Genomic DNA, 24,277 nt, shown 5'->3' on the forward strand with positions numbered 1-24,277 from the left:
TCGAGACAACTCGTAGCGTATTCGTGAAGAAAGTGCTCTTCATTGCAGTTGCTTTGCCGCTGGGGCACCGCTTTCGCTCCTTCGTTTACAATCTATTCGAAAAAGAGCCATAAAAAAAGACCAGGGTGGTTGAGGCCCTGGTCTTTTCACGTTCCTATATTTATCTTCAATTAAGGGGGAATTGGGAGAGAAAATAGGGTGAACGTGCTTTATATTACAGTTTGGGTTGATTATCCTTGCCCCAAGTGGTCGAAGGGGGGTTAAGCCTTCGATACACTTAGAGCATGGTTTTTAGAGAGTTTTGGGTTAAGATGTTGATGGTGTTAATACGGGTGGGTTAAGCCCGAATTACATATCTTCTTCTTCGTCGTCAATGTCAAACTCGTCGTCTTCATCGTCGCCGAACTCATCGTCTTCTTCAAATTCGTCGTCACCTAGGTCATCGTCATCCATGCCGTCATCTTCTAAGTCAGCATCTTCTTCGATACCAGTGTCGTCACCCATGTCGTCTTCTACTGGGTCTTGTTCAGCGTCTCCACATGCTGCAAGAACACCAACTGTTAATACTCCTGAAAGTACTGAAAGCATAAGCTTCTTTTTCATGATTAAATTCCTCCTGATTGTACCATTTTAAATGGTATTGGTTGTATTAGGGATATTATTTCGTTCCCTTGTTGCCTTTGACGTTGGTAGTAACTCAACGTCGGATTCATCATAACGCGATTAAATAGCTACTGACAATAGATCTCGTAAGTTTTTTGCACTATTTGAGATTTTCTCAAACTCGCGATTCTTACAACGATGTAGGTCAGACCCCACATCGTTGTACGTTTACTTAGCACTAAATACGATTAAAAATCAGCTTCATCATTCATATCGCCGCCATCATCTTCCATGCCCGGGTCATCCTGCATAGGATCTTCTTCAACTTCTCCGCATGCTGCAAGAACTCCTACAGATAAGACACCAGCTAAAAGCGAAAGTAAAACTTTCTTCTTCATGTCTCGTCCCTCCTTCTATGATGTAATTTTTAATTCTGTTTCATCTATCCGAATTAAGGGTTATGGGGACAGTCCCCGTACAATTTTGTGTAAAATTGTGTTTGGAAAAAAATGTGATGTTTACTGTTATTTAGATGTCCTCATCCATGTCACCTTCGTCTTCAAAACCTGGATCCTCTTCAAATCCGTCATCTTCTACATCTCCGCATGCCGCGAGTACACCTACGGATAACACACCTGCTAACATCGAAAGAAGCACTTTTTTCCTCATAATCGTATTCCTCCTTTAGAAAGCTTAAAGACAATTGTGTTATTTGCAGCCGACGAGATTTTGCTTAGCAACTTTGAATCAAAGCTGCAGAATCAATGCTATTTTCTAAAAGCGCATCCAAGTAACTATAGTTTGAGCTAATTCGGGACTATTCATCCATTTCGTCGTCATCATTTAAATTATCACCGAAACCATCGTCACCACTGTCATCTTCCAAGCCGGGATCTTCTTCTAAACCTGGATCTTCTTCCATGTCTCCACAAGCGCTTAGAACCCCAACAGCTAATACACCTGAAAGTACCGATAACATTACTTTTTTCCTCATCACAATTCCTCCTCGTTTTTTAAAGCTTGATCTATCTGTATCTCTGGCTGTCCATGGATCAAATTAACAACTTAACAAATCATTGCTGAGGCGGCTTTTACTTATTGTGGACGGAATTAACATTTGCCATTCAATTTTATTTTGCAAACGGAATGACTTGTTCTTCATCGTCGTCCTGGGCTGGCTTTCATCAACATCGTCATCCACTACATCATCAGTGTCATCACATCCTATGAAATTTCCAATACCCTCTCCAACACCAGTGTAGGCACCACTTTTATCAACTAAGAAAAAGGGATACCGATACTGTTGAAGACTTTTTTACGCATAAATCAGCCTCCTATACACAATTAAATAAATGTAAAACACAGCTCAAAGTAGGCCGAACTGTGATTGGTGGTTCTACGTGCCATATATCACTAATTATGCTAAACAAAACATAAAAAGCTGTATTTTCACACCCTTACATAGTCTTTCAAAATTGTGCGGGGACTGTCCCCGCACAATTTTGTGGGATTTTCCTCACCGCTTTGTAGCTTATGAATGTCGAAAATTGGATGTCAATAGCAAATAACCAAAGTTCGGGGGACAGTCCCCCGAACTTTGCGGTTTTAATCAAACGTTTGATTGAATTTGGATTTAGTACTGTTATTCGGGAGGTTTTGACATAAATAAAAAGCCTTCGATGGGGATCGAGGGCTTCTTATAGAGGTTGCTCAAAAGGTCCGCTAAAAATAGCTGTCGTGGAATAGGATCTCCTGCTAAATACCGCCTCGACCTACTCGGCTCTTTTTATGCTCCTTATGAACACGCACTTATAGTTTTTAGTTGGTTTTTATTCGTTTTTGTCGCCGATCGCGAACATCATTTCCATTTCAGCAACGGTTTCTCCGTCGACTGTTGCAACGGCTTTTCCTTTTCCGATTCTCCCGCGGAGACGTGTCATTTCCACATCGAGACGAAGTTGGTCGCCTGGTTTCACTTGGCCTTTGAAGCGGCAGTTATCGATTCCTGCGAAGAAAGCGAGTCGCCCGCGGTTTTCTTCTTTTTTTAGGATAGCAACTGCTCCCACCTGTGCGAGAGCCTCAACGATGAGAACTCCCGGCATCACTGGATAATCGGGGAAATGACCGTTAAAAAACTCTTCGTTAGCAGTAACGTTTTTAATTCCAACGGCACGTTGACCTTCCTCCACCTCAAGAATTCGATCCACTAATAAAAATGGGTATCGGTGAGGGATAATGTCTTTAATTTCTTCTATTGAAAGCATAAATTAGTACCTCCTCATATATGTAGGTTTTAACTCTTTATTACCTTTAGTTTATCTTTTTTTCTCCGATTTGTAAAAGCTCTTAAAGAACTTTAAATGTAGAAAAAACCTGTTTTGTTTAGAATTATTTTTAATGATTATCCCCTTTGCTCAGAATTATGAAGGCATCAGTCATGTTTAACATTTCACTTTTAATTATGGCTCTTTTCGTATGTACTGTTGCTTTTAATCTTCGCAGCTGAAATAAACTGCGACATAACCTACTGCTTCGGAAATACACTACGCTTTCCGCGGGCTCGCGCTGGAGTCTACGTGTATTTCCTTCGCTGGTATAGTGCTTTGTAAATTCATCACATTTATATATTGCTTGATGAAGTCAAACAATGGCTATTCATTTTTATAATGAATGCTTGGAGCGAAGGGCAGTCGACTCCTGCGGGAAAAGCAACAACTGAAGATCCCGTGGAAAGCGACTGTCCGGAGCGGAAATCAATCTACCAAGAACAACAATCTTTTAGAAAACAGCCTTACTTATAAAGGGCCGAAGACACCACGACACTTCTGCGGAAGTATAATATGCTTCTAATGTGAATGATTTCTGAGCTAATGACATACTCATATTATTTTTTTATCACTGGATCCGCATATCGCTTACATGTAAATGTTCAGTCCGATAAAAAAACTCACAGCACCTTGGCTATGAGCTACGTTCATACTATTTAAGACGGGAGAGGGTGTTGTTATTGCCCTGTTTCCGTACCATGGTAAATAATATCGTATATATGAAACCATGTATCACGTTCGAATACACCCATCATGTTGCCGTCACCGACAACACCGTACCCGATCATGGCACCAGCTATAAGGCTAAGGAACAAGATAACAATGACAATAATTAAGCGCAGCCAGATTGGAATTAGACGGATACGGCCACGTTTTGATTTCGTCTCTTTTTTTTCTTTTTTTTCGGCTTTTTTTTCTTGCTTAGCCGCTTCTTTTTGTTTACGGATCTCTTCGCGACTCGTAGGTTGCACATCGTTCTCTTTATTCATGATTAACTCCTTGTTTACAATGGACTCTTCTTAGCCATTGTAGCTTTAACGGAGGTTGTTGACAAGCCCCATCATTTCGTCTCCAATCGAAATGGCTCGAGTGTTGAATTGGTAGTTCCGCTGTGCTTCAAGCATATCGATCATTTCTTTTCCCATATCGACGTTAGACATCTCTAGAGCGCCTTGTTGGAACACTTGTCTACCGACAGCTTCTGCGAGTACATCAGCTTCATCAAGATTGAGTTCTTCTAAATCAGGAAAACGATAGTGATTTTCCCCGTGATTTTCCAGAAGCTGAGGCTTCGTTATTTCAGTAAGCTGAAGTTGTCCGGCATTAACGACTGTGTTGTCTCCATCATTTAAAGTTACTTCGATCACACCTTGCTCATTTACATTGATATCCGCGTAGTTAGCTGGAAGAGAAATCGGTGTACCGGCTGCGGATTGAATATAGTCACCTTTACTGTTAACGAGAAGGTTTTCCCCTTCTATGTTTGGATTCGGGGTTAAATAAAACGCTCCGTCGCGAGTAAAGCGCCGCTCTCCGACTTCACCCGGGATAAGTTCAAAAAAGTAGCTAGGTTCGGTCAACGCAATATCTAATTCACGGTCTGTAGTATTGATAGCTCCTTGTTCATATCGCATTGCCGTTTGAGCAACGGCAGCCCCGGATCCAACGCGGATTCCGTCTGGTGTTTGCCGGCCAACTTCGTGATGCTCTACGCTTTGATTATTTATTTGCTGGAAGAGTAAATCGGAAAAACTGACATCCCGTCGCTTATATCCCGTCGTATTTAAATTAGCAAGATTATTTCCAGTTGTATCGAGTTTATGCTGAAGCTGCCCCATTGTTACAGCTGAGTTTACCATTGCTTGATTCATCGTGCGTACCTACCTTTTTTAAAAAATGAAGCTTGTCCATTTTGATTTTCAAACCTTACCCTAAGCGTCCAATATCGTTCACAGCACGTTCCATACTTTGATCATAGGCTTGAACAACACGCTGATTCGCTTCAAAAGAGCGCATTGCTGTCATCATTTCAGTCATGACTTGTGACGCATCGACATTTGAACGTTCAATAAATCCTTGTTGAAGCTGGTAAGCCGTCTCCTCGTTATCGATAGCCGTCTCTATTTCTTCCTCCCCTTCGTAGTTCAAAAGGCCGTTGCCTTCTTTCACTAGCTGAGTAGGGTCAGGAATAACGGCAACATTAATTTGGGTAAAAGGCTCTTCATCTGCTCCAATTAATATTTCCCCTTCAGTCGAAACTCGGAATTGGTCGTTCCCCACTTCAATACGTTCTCCATCGGCATCAAGGATGTAGTGACCTTGTGATGAAGTAAGGAAACCCGATCCATCTACTGTAAAATTACCGTTCCTCGTATATCGAATATCGCCATTATTATCTTCAACGTTATAAGCAAGCATTGCTGCTTCTCCCGTTTCTTCATCGACAGGAACATTCCCTTGTAAAAGTGCAATGTCTGTGTTGTTTCCTGTTTCTTGCATATCACCTTGTGTGAAATTTGGTGTTCGTTCCTGCAAATAAGCACCGGTAGAAAGCTCTCCAACACGGTTACTTCCAAATTGCATAGAATGGTTTGTACCTAACGCTTGAATGAGCATGTTAGGGAACGCCCTTATCGAACCTTGTTCCGCTTTGAAGCCAGGGGTGTTCGCATTTGACAGATTGTCCGTTAGCATTTCTTGACGGCGCTGCTGACTAATCATTCCGGAAGCTGCGGTGTGTAATCCTCTTAGCAAATCCTTCACCTCTTTACCCACGTACTTCTGTTTCTATTTTTTATATCGGCAGATCAAAGGTTAAGCTTTAATGGCACGTTTTGATAATCGATCTAAATTTTCAAGCAAAATGCCTGTTCCATTAACTACACAGTTCATCGGTTCTTCTGAAACGAATACAGGTACTTTTAACTCTTCAGCTAATAACTGGTCAATCCCATGCAAATATGCACCACCGCCCGTCAAGATAACACCACGGTCAATGATGTCTGCTGACAGTTCTGGAGGTGTTTGTTCAAGAACCGCTTTAGATGCCTGTACAATATGGAAAACCGATTCTTCAAGAGATTCGCGCACTTCCGTAGAATTTACAGATATCGTTCTCGGCAGGCCGCTCACCATATCACGACCACGGATTTCCATTTCTTCGCTTCTTCCTTCAGGGAAAACCGTACCTACGTTAAATTTGATTTGTTCTGCTGTTCGCTCACCGATCATTAGTTTGTACTTTTTCTTTATGTAATTTAAAATATCTTGATCGAATCGGTCCCCTGCTACTTTTATAGAAGAGGCGGTGACGATATCACCCATAGAAAGCACGGCAACATCGGTCGTTCCACCGCCTATATCTACTACCATGTTCCCACTTGGCTGATAAATGTCCATACCTGCACCAATGGCGGCAACTTTCGGTTCTTCTTCGATATAAATGCTTTTTCCACCACTTTTTTCAGCCGCTTCGCGAATGGCTTTTTGTTCAACTGATGTAATATTTGTCGGACAACAGATGAGGATTCTTGGTTTTGAAAAGAAATTCCTCACCTTAATTTTGTCTAAAAAGTGTTTAAGCATCGATTCTGTCATTTCAAAATCTGCAATAACCCCGTCCTTCATCGGGCGTAATGCTACGATATTACCCGGTGTCCTTCCGACCATACGAAAGGCTTCATCACCAACAGCCAGCACTCTTTTTGTATTCGTATCAATCGCAACGACTGATGGTTCATTTAATACAATGCCTCGCCCTTTGACATGGATGAGTACATTTGCTGTACCTAAATCAATTCCGATATCCCTACCAAACATTTCATTTTCCTCCCTGAATTAATGTCGCTTAGACCCTTCTATCTTCCGTACATTTTTTTATCGTATCCAATGTATTATTTTATCATATTTTGTCAGAAGAAGGTGAGAGGTTTGAAATTTTCGCACAAAAAATTCCTGATAATGTAGGTTGTTGAAAAGAAGATTATAAACAACCTTTCAAATATGCTACGAATAGTATAGGGATAACGGATTATTCAGGAGTTTCTTTTCCACATGCCGGACATAGAAAAAACAGAAATTTTCTCGTGCAAATTGCCGTTAAACTTTCGTTTCTACAACTTTTTTTGTTGGGACTTGCGTTTTTTTGTACTTTACTTTCGTTGCCTCTCCCCCACGGAGATGGCGGATCGATTTGTGGTACTCGAGGATTTCTTTTACTTCATTAGCCAATTCCGGGTTAATTTCTGGTAACCGTTCGGTCAGATCTTTATGGACCGTACTTTTGGAAACGCCGAATTCCTTTGCAATGGTACGAACTGTCTTTCTCGTCTCGACGATGTACCTACCTATCTTGATTGTCCTCTCTTTGATGTAATCGTGCACACCTCTCGCCTCCCTAATGTTTCTAGGTCCAAAAAGACGGAGAAAAAAGACAGCCACCCTTGTGATGTATCCTCGTGGTGTTGGTGGTTGCGTTCCCAAGTTCAAACAGGTTGCCTGTCAGCACTCACAATCTCCTTGAACGACCTTGTCAATGTGGTAAGGTTTGTTAAATTTTATTAGCGAGCTTGCGTATATATGCACAAAAACGTAATTTAGCGAATTGTGAACATGAAAACGGCAGCTCCTGGACGCGGTAGGAGCTGCCGTTTTTTGTTGGGATCTCACATGAGATTCACTTTTAGTTTACTTTACACCTGTGATTAGTTGGAATTATGAACCTGTTGGTGCATTGCATGATTTAAAGCTCTGTTCATTTCAAGTTATTGTGCTGCTTCATTTGCAATTTGCCTAACGGTTTTCTTCATTTCATGTTTAGGTGGCTATTGATAGTGGGTTGGAGTTTCACTAACAATTTCCAACTTCAGCGACGGATTACGAGTCTTCTCTTAACGCTTCTTTTGGTAGTTCTGGCAACTCTTCACTATCTGACTCTTGATCTGCTTGTTCTTCATCTACTTCTGGTAGAGAAGTAAGTGGCTGTTCCATATATTCTAGTGGATTGACTGGAACACCGTTTTTACGAATCTCAAAGTGTAGGTGCTGTCCAGCATCACTGTTATAAAGGTTACGTCCTGCTCTAGCAATTACGTCTCCTTGTTTAACAGTTTGCCCGTCTTCTACTAGAACACCTTCTAGGCTTTGATAGATGGACAGAATGTCATCATCATGTTCAACGTGAACAACTTGTCCAAACAACGCGTCTTCCTCAGCTTTTACAACTGTTCCACTCATTGCAGCAGTTACATCGAAGCTTTCACCGTTTTCAGAAGCCAAATCGACGCCTTTATTTTGGTAGTAGTAGTTATTGTATTGAATTAAGGCATCTACTTGGTCATCAACCGAAGCTTCATAATCATAAAAGTTACCAACTACGCTGACTTCATTCTCGTCAAGGACCGGCATTTCAAACACTTCATTTTGTACAGTAACTGGCAGGCCATCCTCATCATATGCTTCATCCCCTGGTTGGTTTATATCAAACTCAGAGTCTTGCGCTGGATCCTGCGAGAGATCCTCACTATCAGAGGTTACCCAGATAAAACCAGTAATTACGACTGCAGCAAGCGTTAAATAAAGGGCCGGCATAGTCCAACGTTTCTTCATTAGGCGTTTGAGATTCGCCTTAAATCGTTCCACTTTGGAAACTTGTTTTTCTTCTTGATTCATTTGATCATCACCTCAGCAATCATTCTGATCAAATTGTCAAGACTTTATACATTTTTCTGAAAAATTTTCGGGGGACTGTCCCCGTAAGGTTTTCAGCCCATATTTTCACACAAAAGTTCAGGGGACTGTCCCCTGAACTTTTTGAACTTTTCACCTTTAAACGGTTAATTTTTGGCGACGATTGTTTCGATTAGGTTTTCAGCATTGGTGATTTCTACGTCTTGATAATAGTGATGAATAATATCTTGGTAGTTTTTCCCTTCTCTTGCCATGCCATCAGCACCAAATTGGCTCATTCCTACACCGTGACCCCATCCTTTTGTTGTGAGAACAATGTCGTTGCCATGACGCTGCCAAACAAAATCGCTAGAGTCGAGTTCGAGTTTATCGCGAATTTCTCTGCCGGTAAATTCCTTATCTCCGAAACGGACTTTGGCTACGCGCCCACCTGTCGTACGCTCAATGACTTCACCAATTTCCCCTGTTTCAGCAACATTGACGCCTAATTCGGCTTCAAAGTCTGAGATTGATACCACCTTCTCTCCTTCAAATCTTGGTGAATCAGTATCCCATGGGCTTTCAACACTTCTTAAGTAAGGAATCTCATTTGGCCAATATTCCTCAGAGTTTTCTGTATAGCCGTTACTAGTTGAAAAAAACGTAGCAGTAATCGGGCTGCCATCATATGTAATGACTTGCCCTCTTGTTTCATGGACGGCCTCTTGTATTTTTTCCATCATCCAATCGTAATCATCTGGCCAACGCTGTTTTAACTCCTCATTGTTATGGTAGACTTGGTCGTTGACGGTATCCGTTACATCTGCTCCATCAGGCAAATTAATATCACCTGGATCAGTAAGGTGACGGATGATGTAAGTTCTCGCTGTTAAGGCTTGTGCTTTTAACGCTTCTTTTTCATAGGAAGCCGGCATTTCTGAAGCAACAACTCCTGCAATGTAGTCCTCAAACCCAACTTCTTCAATCTCCTCTTTTTGAGCACGAAATACCGATACAGTTAAGCTGTCGTCTTCCATGTCACTTGAGACCGGCTCAGCGCTTTCTGATAAGGCGGGCGCCTCCTGGGCTACTGGCGCCTCTTCTTCTGAAGTAAACCATACTACAAGGATGGAAGGGATCACTAAAATAATCCCCATTAATATAAGTCCTACTATTACCATTTGTTTCATTGCGCCTGTCTCCCGTCCCTTCTGTTGTTATTTGTACAAGCTTAACCTTATTTGTAGAATGTTTACTTGTTCTCTGTTAAATATCTATGTTTTCCTATTACTAGTTAGAACAAGTAGACGAGGAATTATACTAGTCCATTTGATAGAGAAATACTGGATGAAAACGGTCTGAAACCGTATTTTAGTTCGTTATCAAGCTTGTTGATAGATCATTCCAGCTACTGAATCTAGTAAGTCCTCGCTAAATTGTCTAATGATAGAAGTATATTTATAAAGATGAAAAAAAGAAGACTTAAATTGTGAAAGTTTCTTCATTATTTTAGATCACTACCTTTCAGCTTTATTCGATTATTTCCCCGAAAATATTCTTGTTTCTGACAAGAAGATAAAACTTTATTTTGCTGAGGTGCTGCCTTCGTCATTGGGGATGGGAATGAGGTTGGCGAGATGTAGTCAACGGAGCGGTAGATCTGGATAAAGGTGAACGGAATCTGGTTTTTCACCCAAGAAAGAAGATCCGTTCTTGCTCCCTGACCCGTGATCTAGTCAAACTTGAATAGAATCTGGTTTTTGACCAGAAAGTTGAGCGCTAGACCACCAGCAACCAGCCGATACTTGGCTCCTCCTATTGGGAGTGGTAACAAGCTACGTGATCTGGTCAACTGACCCGTGATCTAGTCAAACTTGAACTGAATCTGATTCCCTCCCCCAGAAAGCAGTAAGAATCGCCCAGGCACGTGCTATTAAACTAAAAACGGCTCTAGGATGATTATCATCCTAAAGCCGTTTTACGTATCATAATTTATCATTGCATGTTATGCGAAATTTGGATCCATTTTTAATGGTGCGGGAGCTTCGAGGTTTTCGAGCTCGCTTTCTTCTGCTTCGTAAATGCGCTCGATGTCTGCTCCGAGTGCTTTTAGCTTGCCGGCAAAGTTTACGTAACCTCTGTCGATATGCTTGAGCTCTGTTACGCGTGTGTAGCCGTCTGCGACTAGTCCGGATACGATCAGAGCTGCACCTGCACGTAAGTCTGTGGCAGAGACTTCAGCGCCTTGTAATTCGTTGGGTCCGGTGACGATTGCAGCGCGACCTTCAATTTTGATGTTTCCGTTCATGCGGCGGAATTCCTCGACGTGCATGAAGCGATTTTCAAATACCGTTTCTGTAATCACACTTGTTCCCTCAGCACGTAATAGAAGCGCCATCATTTGGGCTTGCATGTCTGTTGGGAAGCCTGGGTGAGGCATTGTTTTCAGGTCGACTGATTTAAGTGATTCAGGTCCGATGACCCGGATTCCATCACTTTCTTCGATAATGATGACACCCATTTCGTTGAGCTTGGAAATAAGTGGACGCAAATGCTCGGGTTCAACATTTTCTAACAGGACATTGCCTTTTGAAATCGCAGCAGCGACCATAAAGGTACCTGCTTCAATTCGGTCCGGGATGATCGTGTGCTCAGCGCCTGAGAGTTCATTTACACCTTCGATACGAATCGTGCCTGTGCCTGCTCCACGAACTTTTGCTCCCATGGAGTTCAAGTATGTTGCAAGGCAAACAATTTCAGGTTCTTCGGCAGCATTTTCAATGGTTGTCGTGCCTTCCGCCATAGAAGCGGCCATCATAATGTTTTCTGTCGCCCCTACACTTGGGAAATCTAGATAAATTTTATTTCCAATAAGCTTCTCTTCGACTTTGGCTTCGATAAACCCGTTACCGATTTCGACTTTGGCACCCATAGCTTCAAAGCCTTTTAAGTGCTGATCTATAGGGCGTGATCCGATTGCACATCCTCCTGGTAAAGCGATACGTGCATGACCGACTCTTGCCAATAAAGGTCCCATGACGAGAAATGATGCTCTCATTTTTCGGACATACTCAAACGGTGCTTCTGTTTTCAACGATTTTTCTGCGTCTACTTCGATTGCACCATCTTGATAATTGACATCGATATTTAAATTTCGTAAAACTTCATTGATCGTGTATACATCAGCTAAAGCTGGTACATCATAAATCTTGCTCTTCCCTTTGCTAGCTAATATGGATGCTGCGATGACCGGCAATACGGCGTTTTTCGCACCTTCAATGCGTACTGTGCCGCTCAACTGCCTTCCACCGCGGACGATGATTTTTTCCAACGTATTCCCCTCCGCGTCCAGTTTCTATACTTATTAATATTCAGTCGTAATTATTGGCGTTCCAATTGTGACGGTTGTTTCACCGCCCAATCCATTTTCATTCATTCGTAAAGCGATCTGTAAGTTCATTGGTTCGCCGTTCGTTTCGAGTTGTGAATCCCATAATGGGGTATATGCGGATGTTGAAACGAACGATGCTTCTTGTAATTCTTCAACGATTTTAGCGGAAAATACTTTTGCAATCGTTTCTCCCCATTTTTCTAGTGTTGTTTCATGATTCTCTGGTAATGCTCCTTCAACACGTGTAAAAAATTCAGATTGCTCTAGCCATTCTGGCATTTTTTCCGTATTAATTAGCAAAGAGAACGCGGGATTTGCGTCTGTTGAGTTGGGGATCATTGATGCTTCATAAGTGTAATAAGTTCGGTATTCATCTTTTCCAACCGGCAAAGCATGCAATTTCATGCTTTCAGTTAAAGCTGACTGTTGATCCGTTCTAACACCTTTCCAAACCTGAGTGCCATCTTGTTGCTCGGCATGATGCCAATCAAACATATTCAAGTGATCCATCTGGCTTTCAACAAAACCGTTCATCTTTTCTTCTGGTAATGTTTCCTGACGATCATTACGAGCATATATATGCCATCGGTTTGTTCGAATTGAGTTTTCCGTCATTTTATGGTTGATTTGCTGTAATTTTTGTATTTGTGATTGTGCTTCTGAATCGTGTGTTGAGTATACTGAATTTTCTTGAGCGATTCCGAACCAAAGGATACATACCACTGCGATACTGCTTAAAACAACCGTGTATTTCCCCATGTTTTTTCCCCCATTACAGTGTCTTCTTACTAGCATTGTTGGTCTTTATTGGGGTTGACATACATGGAATTATCAGCTAAAACACGACAGATTTCGCAGTTTGGCCGAACCTGTTTGGCTGCTCTTATGTTCATCTAGCCAAGCTTAAAACAGATGTCTTAGCATCGTGGACCAGTTGAAATAATTCAACAGGAAGCTACTCACCAAATGTGTAATGGCTACTGCAACGAGGATCACGAGTGCTTTTGCTTTCGGTCCGTCTGCATCATTGACAAAAAGATCCCATTTAAAAGTCTGCAATGACCACCAAACGGTGACAAGAACGACGAGATTTACAAATATACTCACTAGCGCTTGCTGTCCGAAATGTTCCAAGCCTCTCCTACCTCCAAAGCAGCCTCTACCATAGATCATTTTTTTCGTTTCGAATGTTTTGTGGGTTGAAGTTTATGTACAAACATGATAATTTTTAACGTTATTGGTATATACAAAACTTCACAACCACTATCTTAACGAAAATCTTATTGAAATGCTATGGCTTTTTTACCCATTCTGAAAAAATCTTGAGAAAATGTTCACATATTTTTCGACAAACACGTTTCTAGTTTCTTTTCCATTCGATTTCTTGTCTTCTCTTTCATTGTCGAATGAGCTCATGGTCGACTTGTAATATACATAACACTTAGAAGCCTAATGTAAACTTGTTTTTTACAAGAAAAGCTCCCGTTTACCCGACGTCATGCAATTGTTCTTTCCGATAAAACGTGCTCTTCACTTTAAATCAAGCAGGTAATTTGATACGAGATGCGTCTCGATCTTCTCCACTCTTTAAATCCTTCTTTTTGAAAAAGTACAAAAAAGCCCCTCTCCAACATGGCTATTACATAAATCCGCTGAGAGGGGCCTTTTTTTGTCCGTATTTGTCATTTTTTAAGGATGGATAACTAGAATGCCATCCACTGCAGGCCGCTAAACAAATTGGTTAAGAAGAATGGAAGGGCGCCTAAGCCGACGGTAACGATGAGTGTAATTGTGACCACGCTTGATAGCGCGAAGGGTGCTTTTAATTCTGTTGCATCGCCTTTGGGTTGTCGCATAAACATTTGCTTGATTATCCCAAAATAGTAGAAGAATGAAATGATACTCGTGACAATCATAATCACCGCAAGCCAGAGCATGTCAGCGGAAATTGCGTTTACGAAGATCCATGCTTTTCCTACAAAGCCAGCAGAGATTGGTAATCCGGCTAACGATATCAAGAACGCACTCATCGCAATTGCTAAATAGGGAGAGCGCTGATATAGACCTGAGAAGCTTGAGATGTCTTCTGAACCTGAGTTTTCGGTGACGAGCGTAATAATCGCAAAGGCTCCAAGGGTCATCATCACGTAGGCAATCGCGTAAAACATGATAATACTTACGGTTAGGTCTAGTGTGATCAAGGCGGCAATTGGGACAAGCAAGTACCCCGCCTGGGCAATGCCCGAATAAGCCATTAGTCGCTTCACATTACTTTGCGTTAAAGCGATGACATTCCCAATAATCATTGTGAGCGCTGCGATGATGGCGATGACAAATCCCCATTCATCGAAAATTCCTCCAAAGCCGACAAAGAAGACACGAAGAAGAATGGCAAAGCCGGCTAATTTAGAAACGACTGTCAAAAATGCGGTTACTGGGGTTGGTGATCCTTCATAAACATCAGGAGCCCACATGTGGAATGGCACGACTGATATTTTAAAGCCAAATCCAACAACCATAAACAATAGGCTCATCAGCACAATGTACGGGTTTGCTGCGAATAAAGCACTAATCTGGCTACCGATTTCAACGAGGCTCGTCGTTCCGGTTAGTCCGTACATAAATGACATTCCGTATAAGATAAACGCCGAAGCTGTTCCACCGAGAATGATATATTTGATCGCTGCTTCGGTTGACTTTTTCTTGTACTTTTTAAAGCCTGCCATGCAGTAGGATGAAATACTTAACAGTTCAAGGCCGATAAACAATGTGATCAAGTCGGCCGAGGAAACCATAAGCATGACCCCTAATGTGGCAAAGAGCATGAGCGAATACAGTTCACCTTGGTAGATGTCATCATTTTTTTCAACATAGTACATGCTAATGCCGATCACGAGTGCGACACCGATTAAAATGACGACTTTAAATACCGAGGAAAACGAATCTACGATAAAAATATCAGCAATGCTGCCCGTTTCCCTTTGAATCAGAACCAAGCCGGCTGTCACTAGTAGAGCTATGATGCTCAGGCGGCCGACAAACGGCTTTTTCCCCTTTACCCCAGTCATAAAATCGAGCGTAAAGATGAGGAGGGCAAGTGTAGCTAATACAATTTCTGGAGTCATTAAAGACCAGTTGGCATCAAAAGCTGACATTGTCTTTAACCCCCTATCCTCGACACGAGGTCGATTACTGTAGTGTTGATGACATCACTTAAAATGTGTGGGTAAATGCCGATGAGGAGGCTAAATCCAAGGAGTCCGATCATAGGGATGTACTCCATCGGCCGTGCGTCTTGTATGCCATTATATTTTTCGTTCATTTTTCCAAATGTCGTTCGTTGCATTGCCCATAATAGATAGGCTGCTGTCAAAATGATTCCTAGTGCTCCGATCACCGCGATCGCTTTCGCTGCTGGGATTAATTCTGGAGAAGCCCCGAAAATACCGAGGAACGCCAGTAGCTCACTCACAAAACCAGATAGTCCCGGAAGTCCAACAGAAGCCATTGCAGCTGCCAGCATGAATCCTGCGAGGACAGGAACGGATTTTGAGAGGCCACCCATTTCTGAGATCGTACGGGTTTTTGTTCGCTCGTAAATGGCTCCGACCATAAAGAACAGCAGTGCTGCGATAAATCCGTGAGACACAAGCTGGAATATAGCGCCTTGCATGCCTGCTTCCGTGAAGGATGCGGCACCGAGCAAGACAATCCCCATGTGGCTAATACTTGAATACGCGACGAGTTTTTTCAAGTCCGTTTGCACGAGGGCCAGACAGGCGCCGTAAATAATGTTGATAACACCGAGGATCGCAATGAGTGTCGCAAAGTTCGCTGCTTGGTCCGGTAAAATGCCAAACCCGATGCGAAGTAATCCGTAAGCACCCATTTTTAGCAGCACGCCTGCTAGAATCATACTTGCAGCTGTCGGTGCTTCTACGTGAGCATTTGGCAACCACGTATGAAACGGGAAAATCGGTAATTTGACAGCAAAAGCTATGAAAATCGCAATGAATAGCCCTGCTTTAAAAGTGTTCGTCAGTGCTTCTGGATTGAGCGGGTTCGCATAAATTTCAGCGAGCCTGATCATGTTAAACGTGGACTCTTGAAATAGCATCGCCTCTGTCCCTTTGTAATACATGGCAATAAAGGCGAGGAACATGACTGCACTACCGAGCCCAGTGTAGAGCAGGAATTTAAACGAAGCGTATTCTCGTTGTTTCCCACCCCAGATTCCAATGATAAAAAACATCGGAATGAGTGTTAGTTCAAAGAAGAGGAAAAACAAGAACATATCAAGTGCCACGAATACGCCGAGCATCCCGGTCATGAGCGCTAGTGTCCAAGCAAAGTACTCTTTGACACGCTCTTGAATTCTCATCGATGCGAAGATCGCTAAAGTCGTGACAATCGTCGTTAACACGAGCAAGGGCATGGAAAGGCCGTCGACTCCAAGCTCATAGTGAAGCTGTAAGAAGCCAAAATCGATCCACGGGTAGCTCTCGCCCATTTGAATCCCCGTTACGCCTCGATCAAAGCCTGCCCAAACAAACAGGGATAATATGAGTGTTAACACAGCTGTTCCAGCAGCAAGAGAGCGAATCACATTTTTATTTTCTTTTGGTATTGTTAAAACGAGAGCCGCCCCTGCAAGTGGTAAAAACACGAGCCATGTGAGTAAATTTGGGATCATCCGAAATACCCCCTTACAACAAAGGCAACCACAATGATTGCGATTCCGCCAACGACGCTAACTAAGCCGTACGTTTGCATTTGCCCGTTATGTTGTTTTCCAAAGCTTTTTCCGGCACTTCGAGTTGAGCGCCCAAGAAGATTCACGGCAGCATCAACGATTTTCTGGTCGACTGCTCCTAGAAGACGGCTGATCCCGATCGTTGGTTGAACAAACACTTTTTCATAAAGCTCATCGATGTAGTATTTGTTAAGAAGCAGTGCGTGAACTCGCGGTACCTTGCTTGAAATCGTCGTGTTCTCTTGATTCGGCCTTTTTCCATAAATCATCCAGGCTAAGGCGATTCCACCGAATGCGACGAGTAACGAAAGCGCTGCCAGCCACAGTTCGCCATGGGCTTGTGCTCCGTAATTCATTCCTTCTGTTAGAAAGCCTTCTAAGGCGTGACCGGTAAATGGCGCGTTGATCAGTCCTGCTACTATCGCAAGGATTGCAAGGATTGTCAGTGGTCCTGTCATCAGTTTTGAATTTTCTTGTGGTACGTGTTCGCCTCTGAATGTTCCTGTAAATGCTTTGAAAAAGAGGCGGAACATATAAAAGGCTGTTAAAAACGCAGTAACAACGGCCATCGTGAATAAGAGATAATCTCCGTTTGCCCAAACGGATGCGAGAATTTCTTCCTTACTCCAAAATCCGGCTAACGGGAAGACTCCTGCGATGGCGAGGGCACCGATTAAAAACGTAACCGAAGTGCCTTTCATCCGGCTCCACAGACCGCCCATTTTGTTAATGTCCTGCCGGTGATGAAGTGCATAAATAACTGAGCCAGCTCCTAAAAACAGGAGTGCTTTGAAGAACGCATGTGTCATGAGGTGAAACATCCCAGCCACGTATCCTGCCGTTCCTAAAGCGAGCATCATAAACCCGAGCTGGCTGATCGTTGAATAGGCGAGAATGCGTTTGATGTCTGTATTTACAAGGGCAATTGTCGCCGCAAAGATCGCTGTTATCGCCCCAGTATAGGCGACTACCGTCATCGCCGTGCTTGAGGCAAGGAAGATTGGGTACATAACAGCCACTAAATAGACACCTGCTGCGACCATTGTTGCGGCGTGAATGAGAGCACTGACCGGTGTCGGACCTTCCATTGCGTCGGGTAGCCATACATGAAGCGGAAACTGTGCCGATTTCCCGACTGCCCCTAAGAAAATACAGATGGCAATGACCGTAACGAGGGTATCGGATACAAGGCCGCCTTCGATGGCTGCAAACGCTGCTCCGTACTCAAAGCTTCCTGTTGCATTAAAGAGAAGAATGAGCCCGATTAACAGCCCTACATCTCCAATTCTCGTTGTGAGAAACGCCTTCTTCGCTGCTGAGGCCGCTTCGGGTTTGAAATACCAGAAGCCGACGAGCAAGAACGAACAGAGACCGACAAGCTCCCAAAAAATGAAGAGTTGAAGAATATTAGGTGCTAGCACAAGTCCGAGCATCGAAAATGTGAACAAGCCTAAATATCCGTAAAATACGTGGATCCGGTTATCTTCACTCATGTACTCTTTTGAAAAAATGTGAACAACAAGACTTACAACGGTTACGATTATGAGCATCATCGCGTTTAAAGCTGTTACTTCATATCCCATCGAAACCGTATTTTCCCCAAATGTCATCCAGTTTACGGTATACGTGTACGTTTCACCGCCAATTCGGTCGAATAGAACATAGACGGAGAAAAGAAACGACAGCGCCAGTGCTGCAATCCCAACATAAGAGGATTTTTCTTTTAACCCCCTGCCAAACAGAAGCAGCACGATAAAGGCGATCAGCGGAAAAACCGGGATGAACCAGGCATACTGTAACATACCATCACCTTTTCCTCTTTAGTGCGTGTTCAATATGAACAGCCTCTAAGATTTTCAAAGAAACAGTTAACCGATCGTCGTTTAATTTTGGAAATTTCTTTACCAGCGCATTAAGTCTTGTTTGATTGCGTCAATGGATGCCCTATTTCGATAAAGAGCAATGAGAATGGCTAATCCAACGGCCGCCTCTGCTGCTGCCACGGTAATGACAAACAACGTAAACACTTGCCCGGTAATGTTAGCGAATGGCCCTATACTCGAAAAAGCAATCAAATTGATGTTAACTGCGTTGAGCATAAGTTCAATACAGACGAGGACGATGACTAAATGGCGCCTCGTTAAAATGCCATACAGCCCGATGCAAAACAAAATTGCAGCCAGTGCTAAGAAGAGATTAAGCGACACCATGTCATTCCTCCTCCTTCCGTGCAAGCACGATTGCTCCGACAAGGGCTGCTAACAGAAGGATCGCAGCTCCCTGGAATGCAATTACATAATGACCGTAAAGCTCCAGCCCCACTTTTTCAGCTGTGCCGATAAATGGCTCATTGTTAGCAGGAAGATCGAGTCCAAGAACGCCGTAAAGCATGCCTCCTAAAAGAGCACCAACGCCTATAAAGCTAACGATTTTATGAGCTTTTCCCCGTTCAGGACCAAAGCTAACCGAACGATGATCGGTCATCATCATACCGAATACAAAGAGGATCGAAATCGCTCCTACATAGACCATAATCTGAATAATCCCGATGAACTCCGCTCGCAGCAAAAAGTAAAGCCCCGCGACTGCAAAAAAGGAAAATGCCATTGCCAGCACACGGTGAGAAATCTTGTTTAAAATAAGAACGAGGACAGCACCCACGATGGCAGCCAAACCTAAGACGAGAAAAAAGATCATCTCCGCACTCACTTGCCATCCCCCCTCTTCTCACTTTCAATCTCATCACCGTGATCTTTTGAAGTTTGTGAATCAGGTAACGTGGGGTCTGACCCCTCAGTTTCGGTTTTCAAATCTCGTTTTTCCTGAGTTGGAGCTGCTTCTTCTGCTTTCTCTTTTGGTGCTGCTTTATTTGGCGGTGCTTCTTCCGCTTTCTCTTTTGGAGCTGCTTCTTCTGCTTTCTCTTTTGGTGGTACTGCTTCACTTGATGGTGTTTCTTCCGGTTTCTCTTTTGGTGCTGCTGCCTTACTTGGTGGTGTTTCTTCCACTTTCTCTTTTGGTGCTGCTTTACTTGATGGTGTTTCTTCCACTTTCTCTTTTGGTGCTGCTTTACTTGATGGTGCTTCTTCTGCTTTCTCTTTTGGTGCTGCTTTACTTGGTGGTGCTTCGTCTTTTACTGCGGGTTTTGGTTTGGCTTTTGCGTTTGCTTTCGCTTTCGCTTTTGCTGCTTTCTCTTTAGCCGCTTTCGCTTCTTCTTCCGGGTCAGGCTCTTTGTAATAACCGTAGACGTGGTTATCAGTGAGCCAGCCCATATCTTTAAAGTGTTCATCCCTCGTGTAGGACGAGAGATTGTCGTATTTCGCTGTCATTACAATGGCATCGGTGGGACAAACTTCTGTGCAAAAATCGCAGAGAATACAGCCCTGAAAGTCAATATTGTACGTATCGATCACTTTCTTCTTCGGGTTTACCTCACTTTTTTTCCCGGTGAGTGTGATCACGTCTGTCGGACAGACTTTCACGCACAGATCACAGACGATGCATTTTTCTGGAAAAAAGCGGTGAATCCCCCGAAATCGTTCAGGCATTTCGACTTTGACATCAGGATATTGGATGGTAAATTTCTTTTTTCGAAAATAGTTCAATGTGACGCCGAAGCCTTTCAATAATCGAAACATCTTATCACCCCATCCAAACTTTAATGATCGACGTAATCACAATGTTGAGCAGCGCAATCGGGATGAGCACTTTCCACCCGAAAGCCATTAAGTGGTCGACCCTTGCGCGAGGCAATGTGGCACGCAGCCAGAACCAGATGAACATAAACAAACACATTTTCAACAAGAACCAGACGATTCCCGGTAAAAAGGCAGGTCCTAACCAACCACCTAAGAATAACGTGGTCGCAAGTGCAGAGATCGCAATTGCATAAACATATTCAGCTAGCATAAAGAAGGCAAATCGAAATCCGGAATACTCCGTGTGATAGCCCGATACGAGCTCTGAGTCTGCTTCTGGCAAGTCAAACGGTGAGCGGTTTAACTCGGCAATCGCAGCAATCATATAAACTAGGAAACCTAGAAACTGCGGAATGATCAACCAAAGGCCGATGCTTTCCTGGTAAAAAACGATGTCGCGAAAATTTAGTGAGCCAGCTAAAATGACGACCCCAACAATCGATAGCACGAGGGGAATTTCGTAGCTTATCACTTGTGCTACTCCGCGCATTGCACCGAGTAATGAGTATTTATTGTTTGAACTCCATCCGCCCATAATGACGCCAAGGGTTGTGATGGAGGAAATACCAATAAAGTACAGCACGCCGATGTTGAGATCTGCTCCATAAATCGTTTCGCTCCAAGAAATCGTTGCGTAAATCGCAAACGACGGGACAAAGGCAATGACAGGGGCCATCACAAATACCGGTCGGTCCGCAGCTCGTGGGATGACGTCTTCTTTTAAGAGAAGCTTCGAAACGTCGGCAATGGTTTGCAGCATCCCCCACGGTCCGTAACGGTTTGGCCCAAGTCTTACTTGCATATAGCCGATGACCTTTCGTTCAAAAAGGATTGCATATGTCACTGCTCCGAGCAGGAGTGCGAGAATACACGCTGCGTAAATAACCATAAACAACAGGTCCATTACGCATCGACCTCCCCGAGCACGACATCCAGACTCCCGAAAATAGCAACTAGGTTCGCAATCGGCTCATCAACAAGAAGCTCTTGGAGAATTTGGACATTAACAAATGATGGGCGTCTAAGCTTCACGCGGTGCGGCTTCGTTTTACCATTACTAACAACGTAAACGCCAATTTCTCCTTTCGATGCTTCACAGCGCTTATACACCTCACCTGCTGGCGGTTTGATCATCATAATTCGCTTGCCTTTTTTATGAATAATCTCCCCATCAGGAATTTGCGCGCACGCTTGCTCGACAATTTTAAGCGACTCATGCATCTCAGCAATCCGCGTTTTATAGCGAGCGTACACATCTCCTTCTTCAAAGGTTGGAATATCAAAGTCGAAGCGATCGTAAATCGAATACGGCTCTTCTTTTCTAAGATCGAATTTGATGCCGCTCCCTCGAGCAGTTGGTCCCGATAACCCCCAATTAATTGCCTCTTCCTGCGTTATTTTCCCGACCCCCATCGTTCGTGCTTGGAAAATTTCATTGCCGGTTACGAGGTTATCGTATTCTTTAATGTTTTCACGCACTTCTTTTACCGTTTCCAGTACATTGTCAATCCAGCCGTCCGGCGCATCCCACTTGACTCCTCCGATGCGGATATAGTTAAAGGTCATTCTTGCGCCGCTTATTTCATTGAGCCGGTCCAAAATGAGATCACGGTCTCGGAACGCATAAAGAAACGGACTTAGAGCGCCAATATCTAAAAGGAACGTCCCCCACCAGACAAGGTGGCTGGCAATACGATTAAGCTCGACGACGAGGACGCGTAAGTATTCAGCACGCTCGGGAATTTCCCAGTCGAGAAGCTCTTCCACACCTGCACAGTAAATGTAATTATTCGTCATCGCATTTAAGTAGTCGAGACGGTCTGTGTAAGGGATAAATTGCGTGTAAAGAAGGTTTTCCGCAAGCTTTTCAGATCCACGATGTAAATATCCGATTATCGGCTCCGCCTTTTTGATCGTTTCACCTTCGATAGTAAGCTTCAAACGAAATACGCCATGTGTACTCGGGTGTTGCGGACCCATGTTTAACGTCATTTGTTCCGAACGAATCGACATTCAAGAGCACCCCCTAATCCAAGCCTAATGCTTTTTTATCAGTGACGTAGTCTTTACGGAGTGGGTGTCCTTCCCAATCATCCTCCAGTAAAATACGTTTCATGTTCCAGTGGCCGGGGAAATCAATACCTAACAAGTCGTAAGTCTCTCTTTCTAACCAATCCGCTGTTTTCCAAATCGGCTGGACGGATTGAACAGACGGTTGTTCACGTGACGTTTTCACCTTTACGTAAAGATAGTGGTCTTGGGGAATGGAATAAAAGTTATAGACAACCTCCATATGCTCTTCATAATCTATCCCTGAGAGACAGCTGAGAAAATCAAATTTCAATTCAGGATCATCATGCAGCATTTGGACAACTTGCGATGTCCAATGGGAAGTGTCTAATACAATCATCGGTTTTCCAAAGTTCATCTTTGCTTCTTCAATGGCGTCTTCACCTTGGATTTTTTTGATACTTTGAGAGATTTGGTCAAGGAGCTGTTCGCTCATTTATCAACCACCTGCTCTCCTTTTGCTTCTTTTTGAATTCGTTCACGAAGTAACTCTACACCGTCTAATAGTGCAGGCGGCGTTGGCGGACATCCTGGAATGTACACATCAACGGGAACTATTTTATCCACACCATTCAACACACTGTACGCATCTTTATACGGTCCTCCACAAGTAGCACATGAACCCATAGCAATGACCCACTTTGGTTCAGGCATTTGATCGTAAAGTTGTCTGAGAACAGGTGACATTTTTGCCGTAACCGTTCCTGCAACAATCATCAAATCTGCATGCCTTGGAGAAGCACGGAAAATAACACCGAAACGGTCAAAGTCATAACGCGCAGCACCTGTCCCCATCATTTCAATGGCGCAGCATGCAAGCCCAAATGTAAGAGGCCATAATGAACGCGTCCTTGCCCACGCTTTTACTTGCTCAACCTTCGTAAAAAAGACGTTTCGTTTAATGTCTTCAGCGACTCGCGGGTCGTAATGATCTAACTCTTTAAACCCTTTTATGTCCATTCTAGCACCTTCTTTTTCCAAGAATATGCAAGTCCTAACCCTAGAACCAAAATAAAGATTAGCATGGCATTCAAGCCGACCCAGCCGAGTTGATCCAAAGCGACCGCCCAAGGATATAAGAATACGGTTTCAACATCGAAAATGACGAATTCTAATGCAACGATGTAATAAGCGACGTGAAACCGAATTTGAGCGTCCCCACTTGGCTTAATCCCACTTTCATAGGTCATTAACTTCTCATTGTAGGGGTTCTTCGGTCTAACCAGCCTCCCGAATGTTAGCGCTCCGACAGGTAAGGCCACACCTAACACCAGAAAGATGACAACATAAATGTAATTGTCATAATACAGCGCTAAATCCATACATTCACTCCCCTCCACTCGTTCATTTTCCAACTCCACTCAATGAATACCAAGTCTCGTAAATCACTGTATTTTTCCAACTATTGCTATAATCCCACCTGCAGCTGACAGCCTATTTTCTTATTTCTTTCAGCCCGCTAAACACCTCTCCTTCATCGTAGACTACTGCCGTCTCACTAAATCCTATGCACCTTTGTCCTTGAATATCATAGGAGTTAAGGAATAATTCGGATGAGCAGGAAGATGTGTTTTAAGAAGATTACATTTATTGCTGTTTCGGAATACCCTTTTAGTTGCAAGCTATCGATGTGAATGGATTTTTTTATGCGTTCAAAAAGGTGGACAAAAAAAACGGAGAATGTTGAGGCGTCCAAGTCTTCGAGCACCGGAGCTACAAGATGTCTCGACGGATACTATTCGTAGCTTAATTAGCAGAGAAAGAGACATTT

The 24,277-nt window shown here is 43.3% G+C and carries 25 protein-coding genes and 1 pseudogene; all 26 read right to left on the reverse strand.

Features of this window, described 5'->3' with window-relative positions; translation table 11 throughout:
- Positions 1–348: 348 nt before the first annotated feature.
- Positions 349–603, reverse strand: a complete 255-nt coding sequence (locus CDZ94_RS21385) for a DNA primase (RefSeq protein ID WP_157812090.1) — start codon at positions 601–603, stop codon at positions 349–351.
- Positions 604–851: 248 nt separating this feature from the next.
- Positions 852–1,001: a hypothetical protein gene (locus CDZ94_RS21560; RefSeq protein ID WP_198520786.1), complete on the reverse strand. Its 150-nt coding sequence runs from the start codon at positions 999–1,001 to the stop codon at positions 852–854.
- Between the two features lie 130 nt (positions 1,002–1,131).
- Positions 1,132–1,272, reverse strand: a complete 141-nt coding sequence (locus CDZ94_RS21565; RefSeq protein ID WP_198520785.1) for a hypothetical protein — start codon at positions 1,270–1,272, stop codon at positions 1,132–1,134.
- 148 nt (positions 1,273–1,420) lie between these two features.
- The gene (locus CDZ94_RS21570) at positions 1,421–1,597 is read right to left on the reverse strand and encodes a hypothetical protein (RefSeq protein WP_198520784.1); all 177 of its coding nucleotides are present in this window, start codon (positions 1,595–1,597) and stop codon (positions 1,421–1,423) included.
- Between the two features lie 835 nt (positions 1,598–2,432).
- Positions 2,433–2,867, reverse strand: coding sequence for a 3-hydroxyacyl-ACP dehydratase FabZ (gene fabZ / locus CDZ94_RS12595; protein WP_096437549.1), 435 nt, complete (start codon positions 2,865–2,867; stop codon positions 2,433–2,435).
- A gap of 740 nt (positions 2,868–3,607) precedes the next feature.
- The gene (locus CDZ94_RS12600; protein WP_096437551.1) at positions 3,608–3,919 is read right to left on the reverse strand and encodes a DNA-directed RNA polymerase subunit beta; all 312 of its coding nucleotides are present in this window, start codon (positions 3,917–3,919) and stop codon (positions 3,608–3,610) included.
- Between the two features lie 45 nt (positions 3,920–3,964).
- Positions 3,965–4,801: a flagellar hook-basal body protein gene (locus CDZ94_RS12605; protein WP_096437553.1), complete on the reverse strand. Its 837-nt coding sequence runs from the start codon at positions 4,799–4,801 to the stop codon at positions 3,965–3,967.
- A 55-nt stretch (positions 4,802–4,856) separates the two neighbouring features.
- On the reverse strand, positions 4,857–5,684 hold the full coding sequence (locus CDZ94_RS12610; protein ID WP_096437555.1) for a flagellar hook-basal body protein: 828 nt from the start codon (positions 5,682–5,684) through the stop codon (positions 4,857–4,859).
- Positions 5,685–5,744: 60 nt separating this feature from the next.
- Positions 5,745–6,749: a rod shape-determining protein gene (gene mreB, locus CDZ94_RS12615; RefSeq protein WP_096437557.1), complete on the reverse strand. Its 1,005-nt coding sequence runs from the start codon at positions 6,747–6,749 to the stop codon at positions 5,745–5,747.
- Positions 6,750–7,028: 279 nt separating this feature from the next.
- On the reverse strand, positions 7,029–7,313 hold the full coding sequence (gene spoIIID / locus CDZ94_RS12620) for a sporulation transcriptional regulator SpoIIID (RefSeq protein WP_096437559.1): 285 nt from the start codon (positions 7,311–7,313) through the stop codon (positions 7,029–7,031).
- 492 nt (positions 7,314–7,805) lie between these two features.
- A complete protein-coding gene (gene spoIIQ, locus CDZ94_RS12625) occupies positions 7,806–8,600 on the reverse strand; it encodes a stage II sporulation protein SpoIIQ (RefSeq protein ID WP_096437561.1) in 795 nt (264 codons plus the stop codon).
- A 164-nt stretch (positions 8,601–8,764) separates the two neighbouring features.
- Entirely contained in the window at positions 8,765–9,787 is a 1,023-nt protein-coding gene (gene spoIID, locus CDZ94_RS12630; protein ID WP_096437563.1) for a stage II sporulation protein D, read from the reverse strand.
- 815 nt (positions 9,788–10,602) lie between these two features.
- Complete coding sequence (murA, locus tag CDZ94_RS12635) at positions 10,603–11,928, reverse strand: UDP-N-acetylglucosamine 1-carboxyvinyltransferase (protein WP_096437565.1); 1,326 nt, start codon at positions 11,926–11,928, stop codon at positions 10,603–10,605.
- A 33-nt stretch (positions 11,929–11,961) separates the two neighbouring features.
- On the reverse strand, positions 11,962–12,747 hold the full coding sequence (locus tag CDZ94_RS12640) for a YwmB family TATA-box binding protein (protein ID WP_157812089.1): 786 nt from the start codon (positions 12,745–12,747) through the stop codon (positions 11,962–11,964).
- Between the two features lie 144 nt (positions 12,748–12,891).
- Positions 12,892–13,122 (reverse strand): DUF1146 family protein, encoded by a 231-nt coding sequence (locus tag CDZ94_RS12645; RefSeq protein ID WP_232735681.1) that lies wholly within the window; start codon positions 13,120–13,122, stop codon positions 12,892–12,894.
- Between the two features lie 569 nt (positions 13,123–13,691).
- Positions 13,692–15,143: an NADH-quinone oxidoreductase subunit N gene (locus tag CDZ94_RS12650; protein ID WP_096437571.1), complete on the reverse strand. Its 1,452-nt coding sequence runs from the start codon at positions 15,141–15,143 to the stop codon at positions 13,692–13,694.
- Between the two features lie 5 nt (positions 15,144–15,148).
- Positions 15,149–16,681, reverse strand: coding sequence for a complex I subunit 4 family protein (locus CDZ94_RS12655; protein ID WP_096437573.1), 1,533 nt, complete (start codon positions 16,679–16,681; stop codon positions 15,149–15,151).
- Positions 16,678–18,543, reverse strand: coding sequence for an NADH-quinone oxidoreductase subunit L (gene nuoL / locus CDZ94_RS12660; RefSeq protein ID WP_096437575.1), 1,866 nt, complete (start codon positions 18,541–18,543; stop codon positions 16,678–16,680). Before nuoL ends, CDZ94_RS12655 begins: the two co-directional genes overlap by 4 nt.
- 99 nt (positions 18,544–18,642) lie before the next feature.
- A complete protein-coding gene (nuoK, locus tag CDZ94_RS12665) occupies positions 18,643–18,951 on the reverse strand; it encodes an NADH-quinone oxidoreductase subunit NuoK (RefSeq protein WP_096437577.1) in 309 nt (102 codons plus the stop codon).
- 1 nt (position 18,952) lies between these two features.
- A complete protein-coding gene (locus CDZ94_RS12670; protein ID WP_096437579.1) occupies positions 18,953–19,450 on the reverse strand; it encodes an NADH-quinone oxidoreductase subunit J in 498 nt (165 codons plus the stop codon).
- Positions 19,451–19,986: 536 nt separating this feature from the next.
- Positions 19,987–20,376 (reverse strand): annotated as a pseudogene (locus CDZ94_RS21710) (NuoI/complex I 23 kDa subunit family protein); the annotation flags it as partial.
- 4 nt (positions 20,377–20,380) lie between these two features.
- The gene (nuoH, locus tag CDZ94_RS12680; protein WP_096437583.1) at positions 20,381–21,340 is read right to left on the reverse strand and encodes an NADH-quinone oxidoreductase subunit NuoH; all 960 of its coding nucleotides are present in this window, start codon (positions 21,338–21,340) and stop codon (positions 20,381–20,383) included.
- The gene (locus CDZ94_RS12685) at positions 21,340–22,449 is read right to left on the reverse strand and encodes an NADH-quinone oxidoreductase subunit D (RefSeq protein ID WP_096437585.1); all 1,110 of its coding nucleotides are present in this window, start codon (positions 22,447–22,449) and stop codon (positions 21,340–21,342) included. The genes nuoH and CDZ94_RS12685 overlap by 1 nt, the downstream gene beginning before the upstream one ends.
- Positions 22,450–22,462: 13 nt before the next feature.
- On the reverse strand, positions 22,463–22,942 hold the full coding sequence (locus CDZ94_RS12690) for an NADH-quinone oxidoreductase subunit C (protein WP_096437587.1): 480 nt from the start codon (positions 22,940–22,942) through the stop codon (positions 22,463–22,465).
- Positions 22,939–23,466, reverse strand: coding sequence for a NuoB/complex I 20 kDa subunit family protein (locus tag CDZ94_RS12695; protein WP_096437589.1), 528 nt, complete (start codon positions 23,464–23,466; stop codon positions 22,939–22,941). Before CDZ94_RS12695 ends, CDZ94_RS12690 begins: the two co-directional genes overlap by 4 nt.
- Positions 23,457–23,828, reverse strand: a complete 372-nt coding sequence (locus CDZ94_RS12700; RefSeq protein ID WP_096437591.1) for an NADH-quinone oxidoreductase subunit A — start codon at positions 23,826–23,828, stop codon at positions 23,457–23,459. Before CDZ94_RS12700 ends, CDZ94_RS12695 begins: the two co-directional genes overlap by 10 nt.
- Positions 23,829–24,277 lie beyond the last annotated feature (449 nt).

It is taken from the genome of Alteribacter populi (genome assembly GCF_002352765.1).
In the GTDB taxonomy this organism is placed as follows: Bacteria; Bacillota; Bacilli; order Bacillales; family Salisediminibacteriaceae; genus Alteribacter; species Alteribacter populi.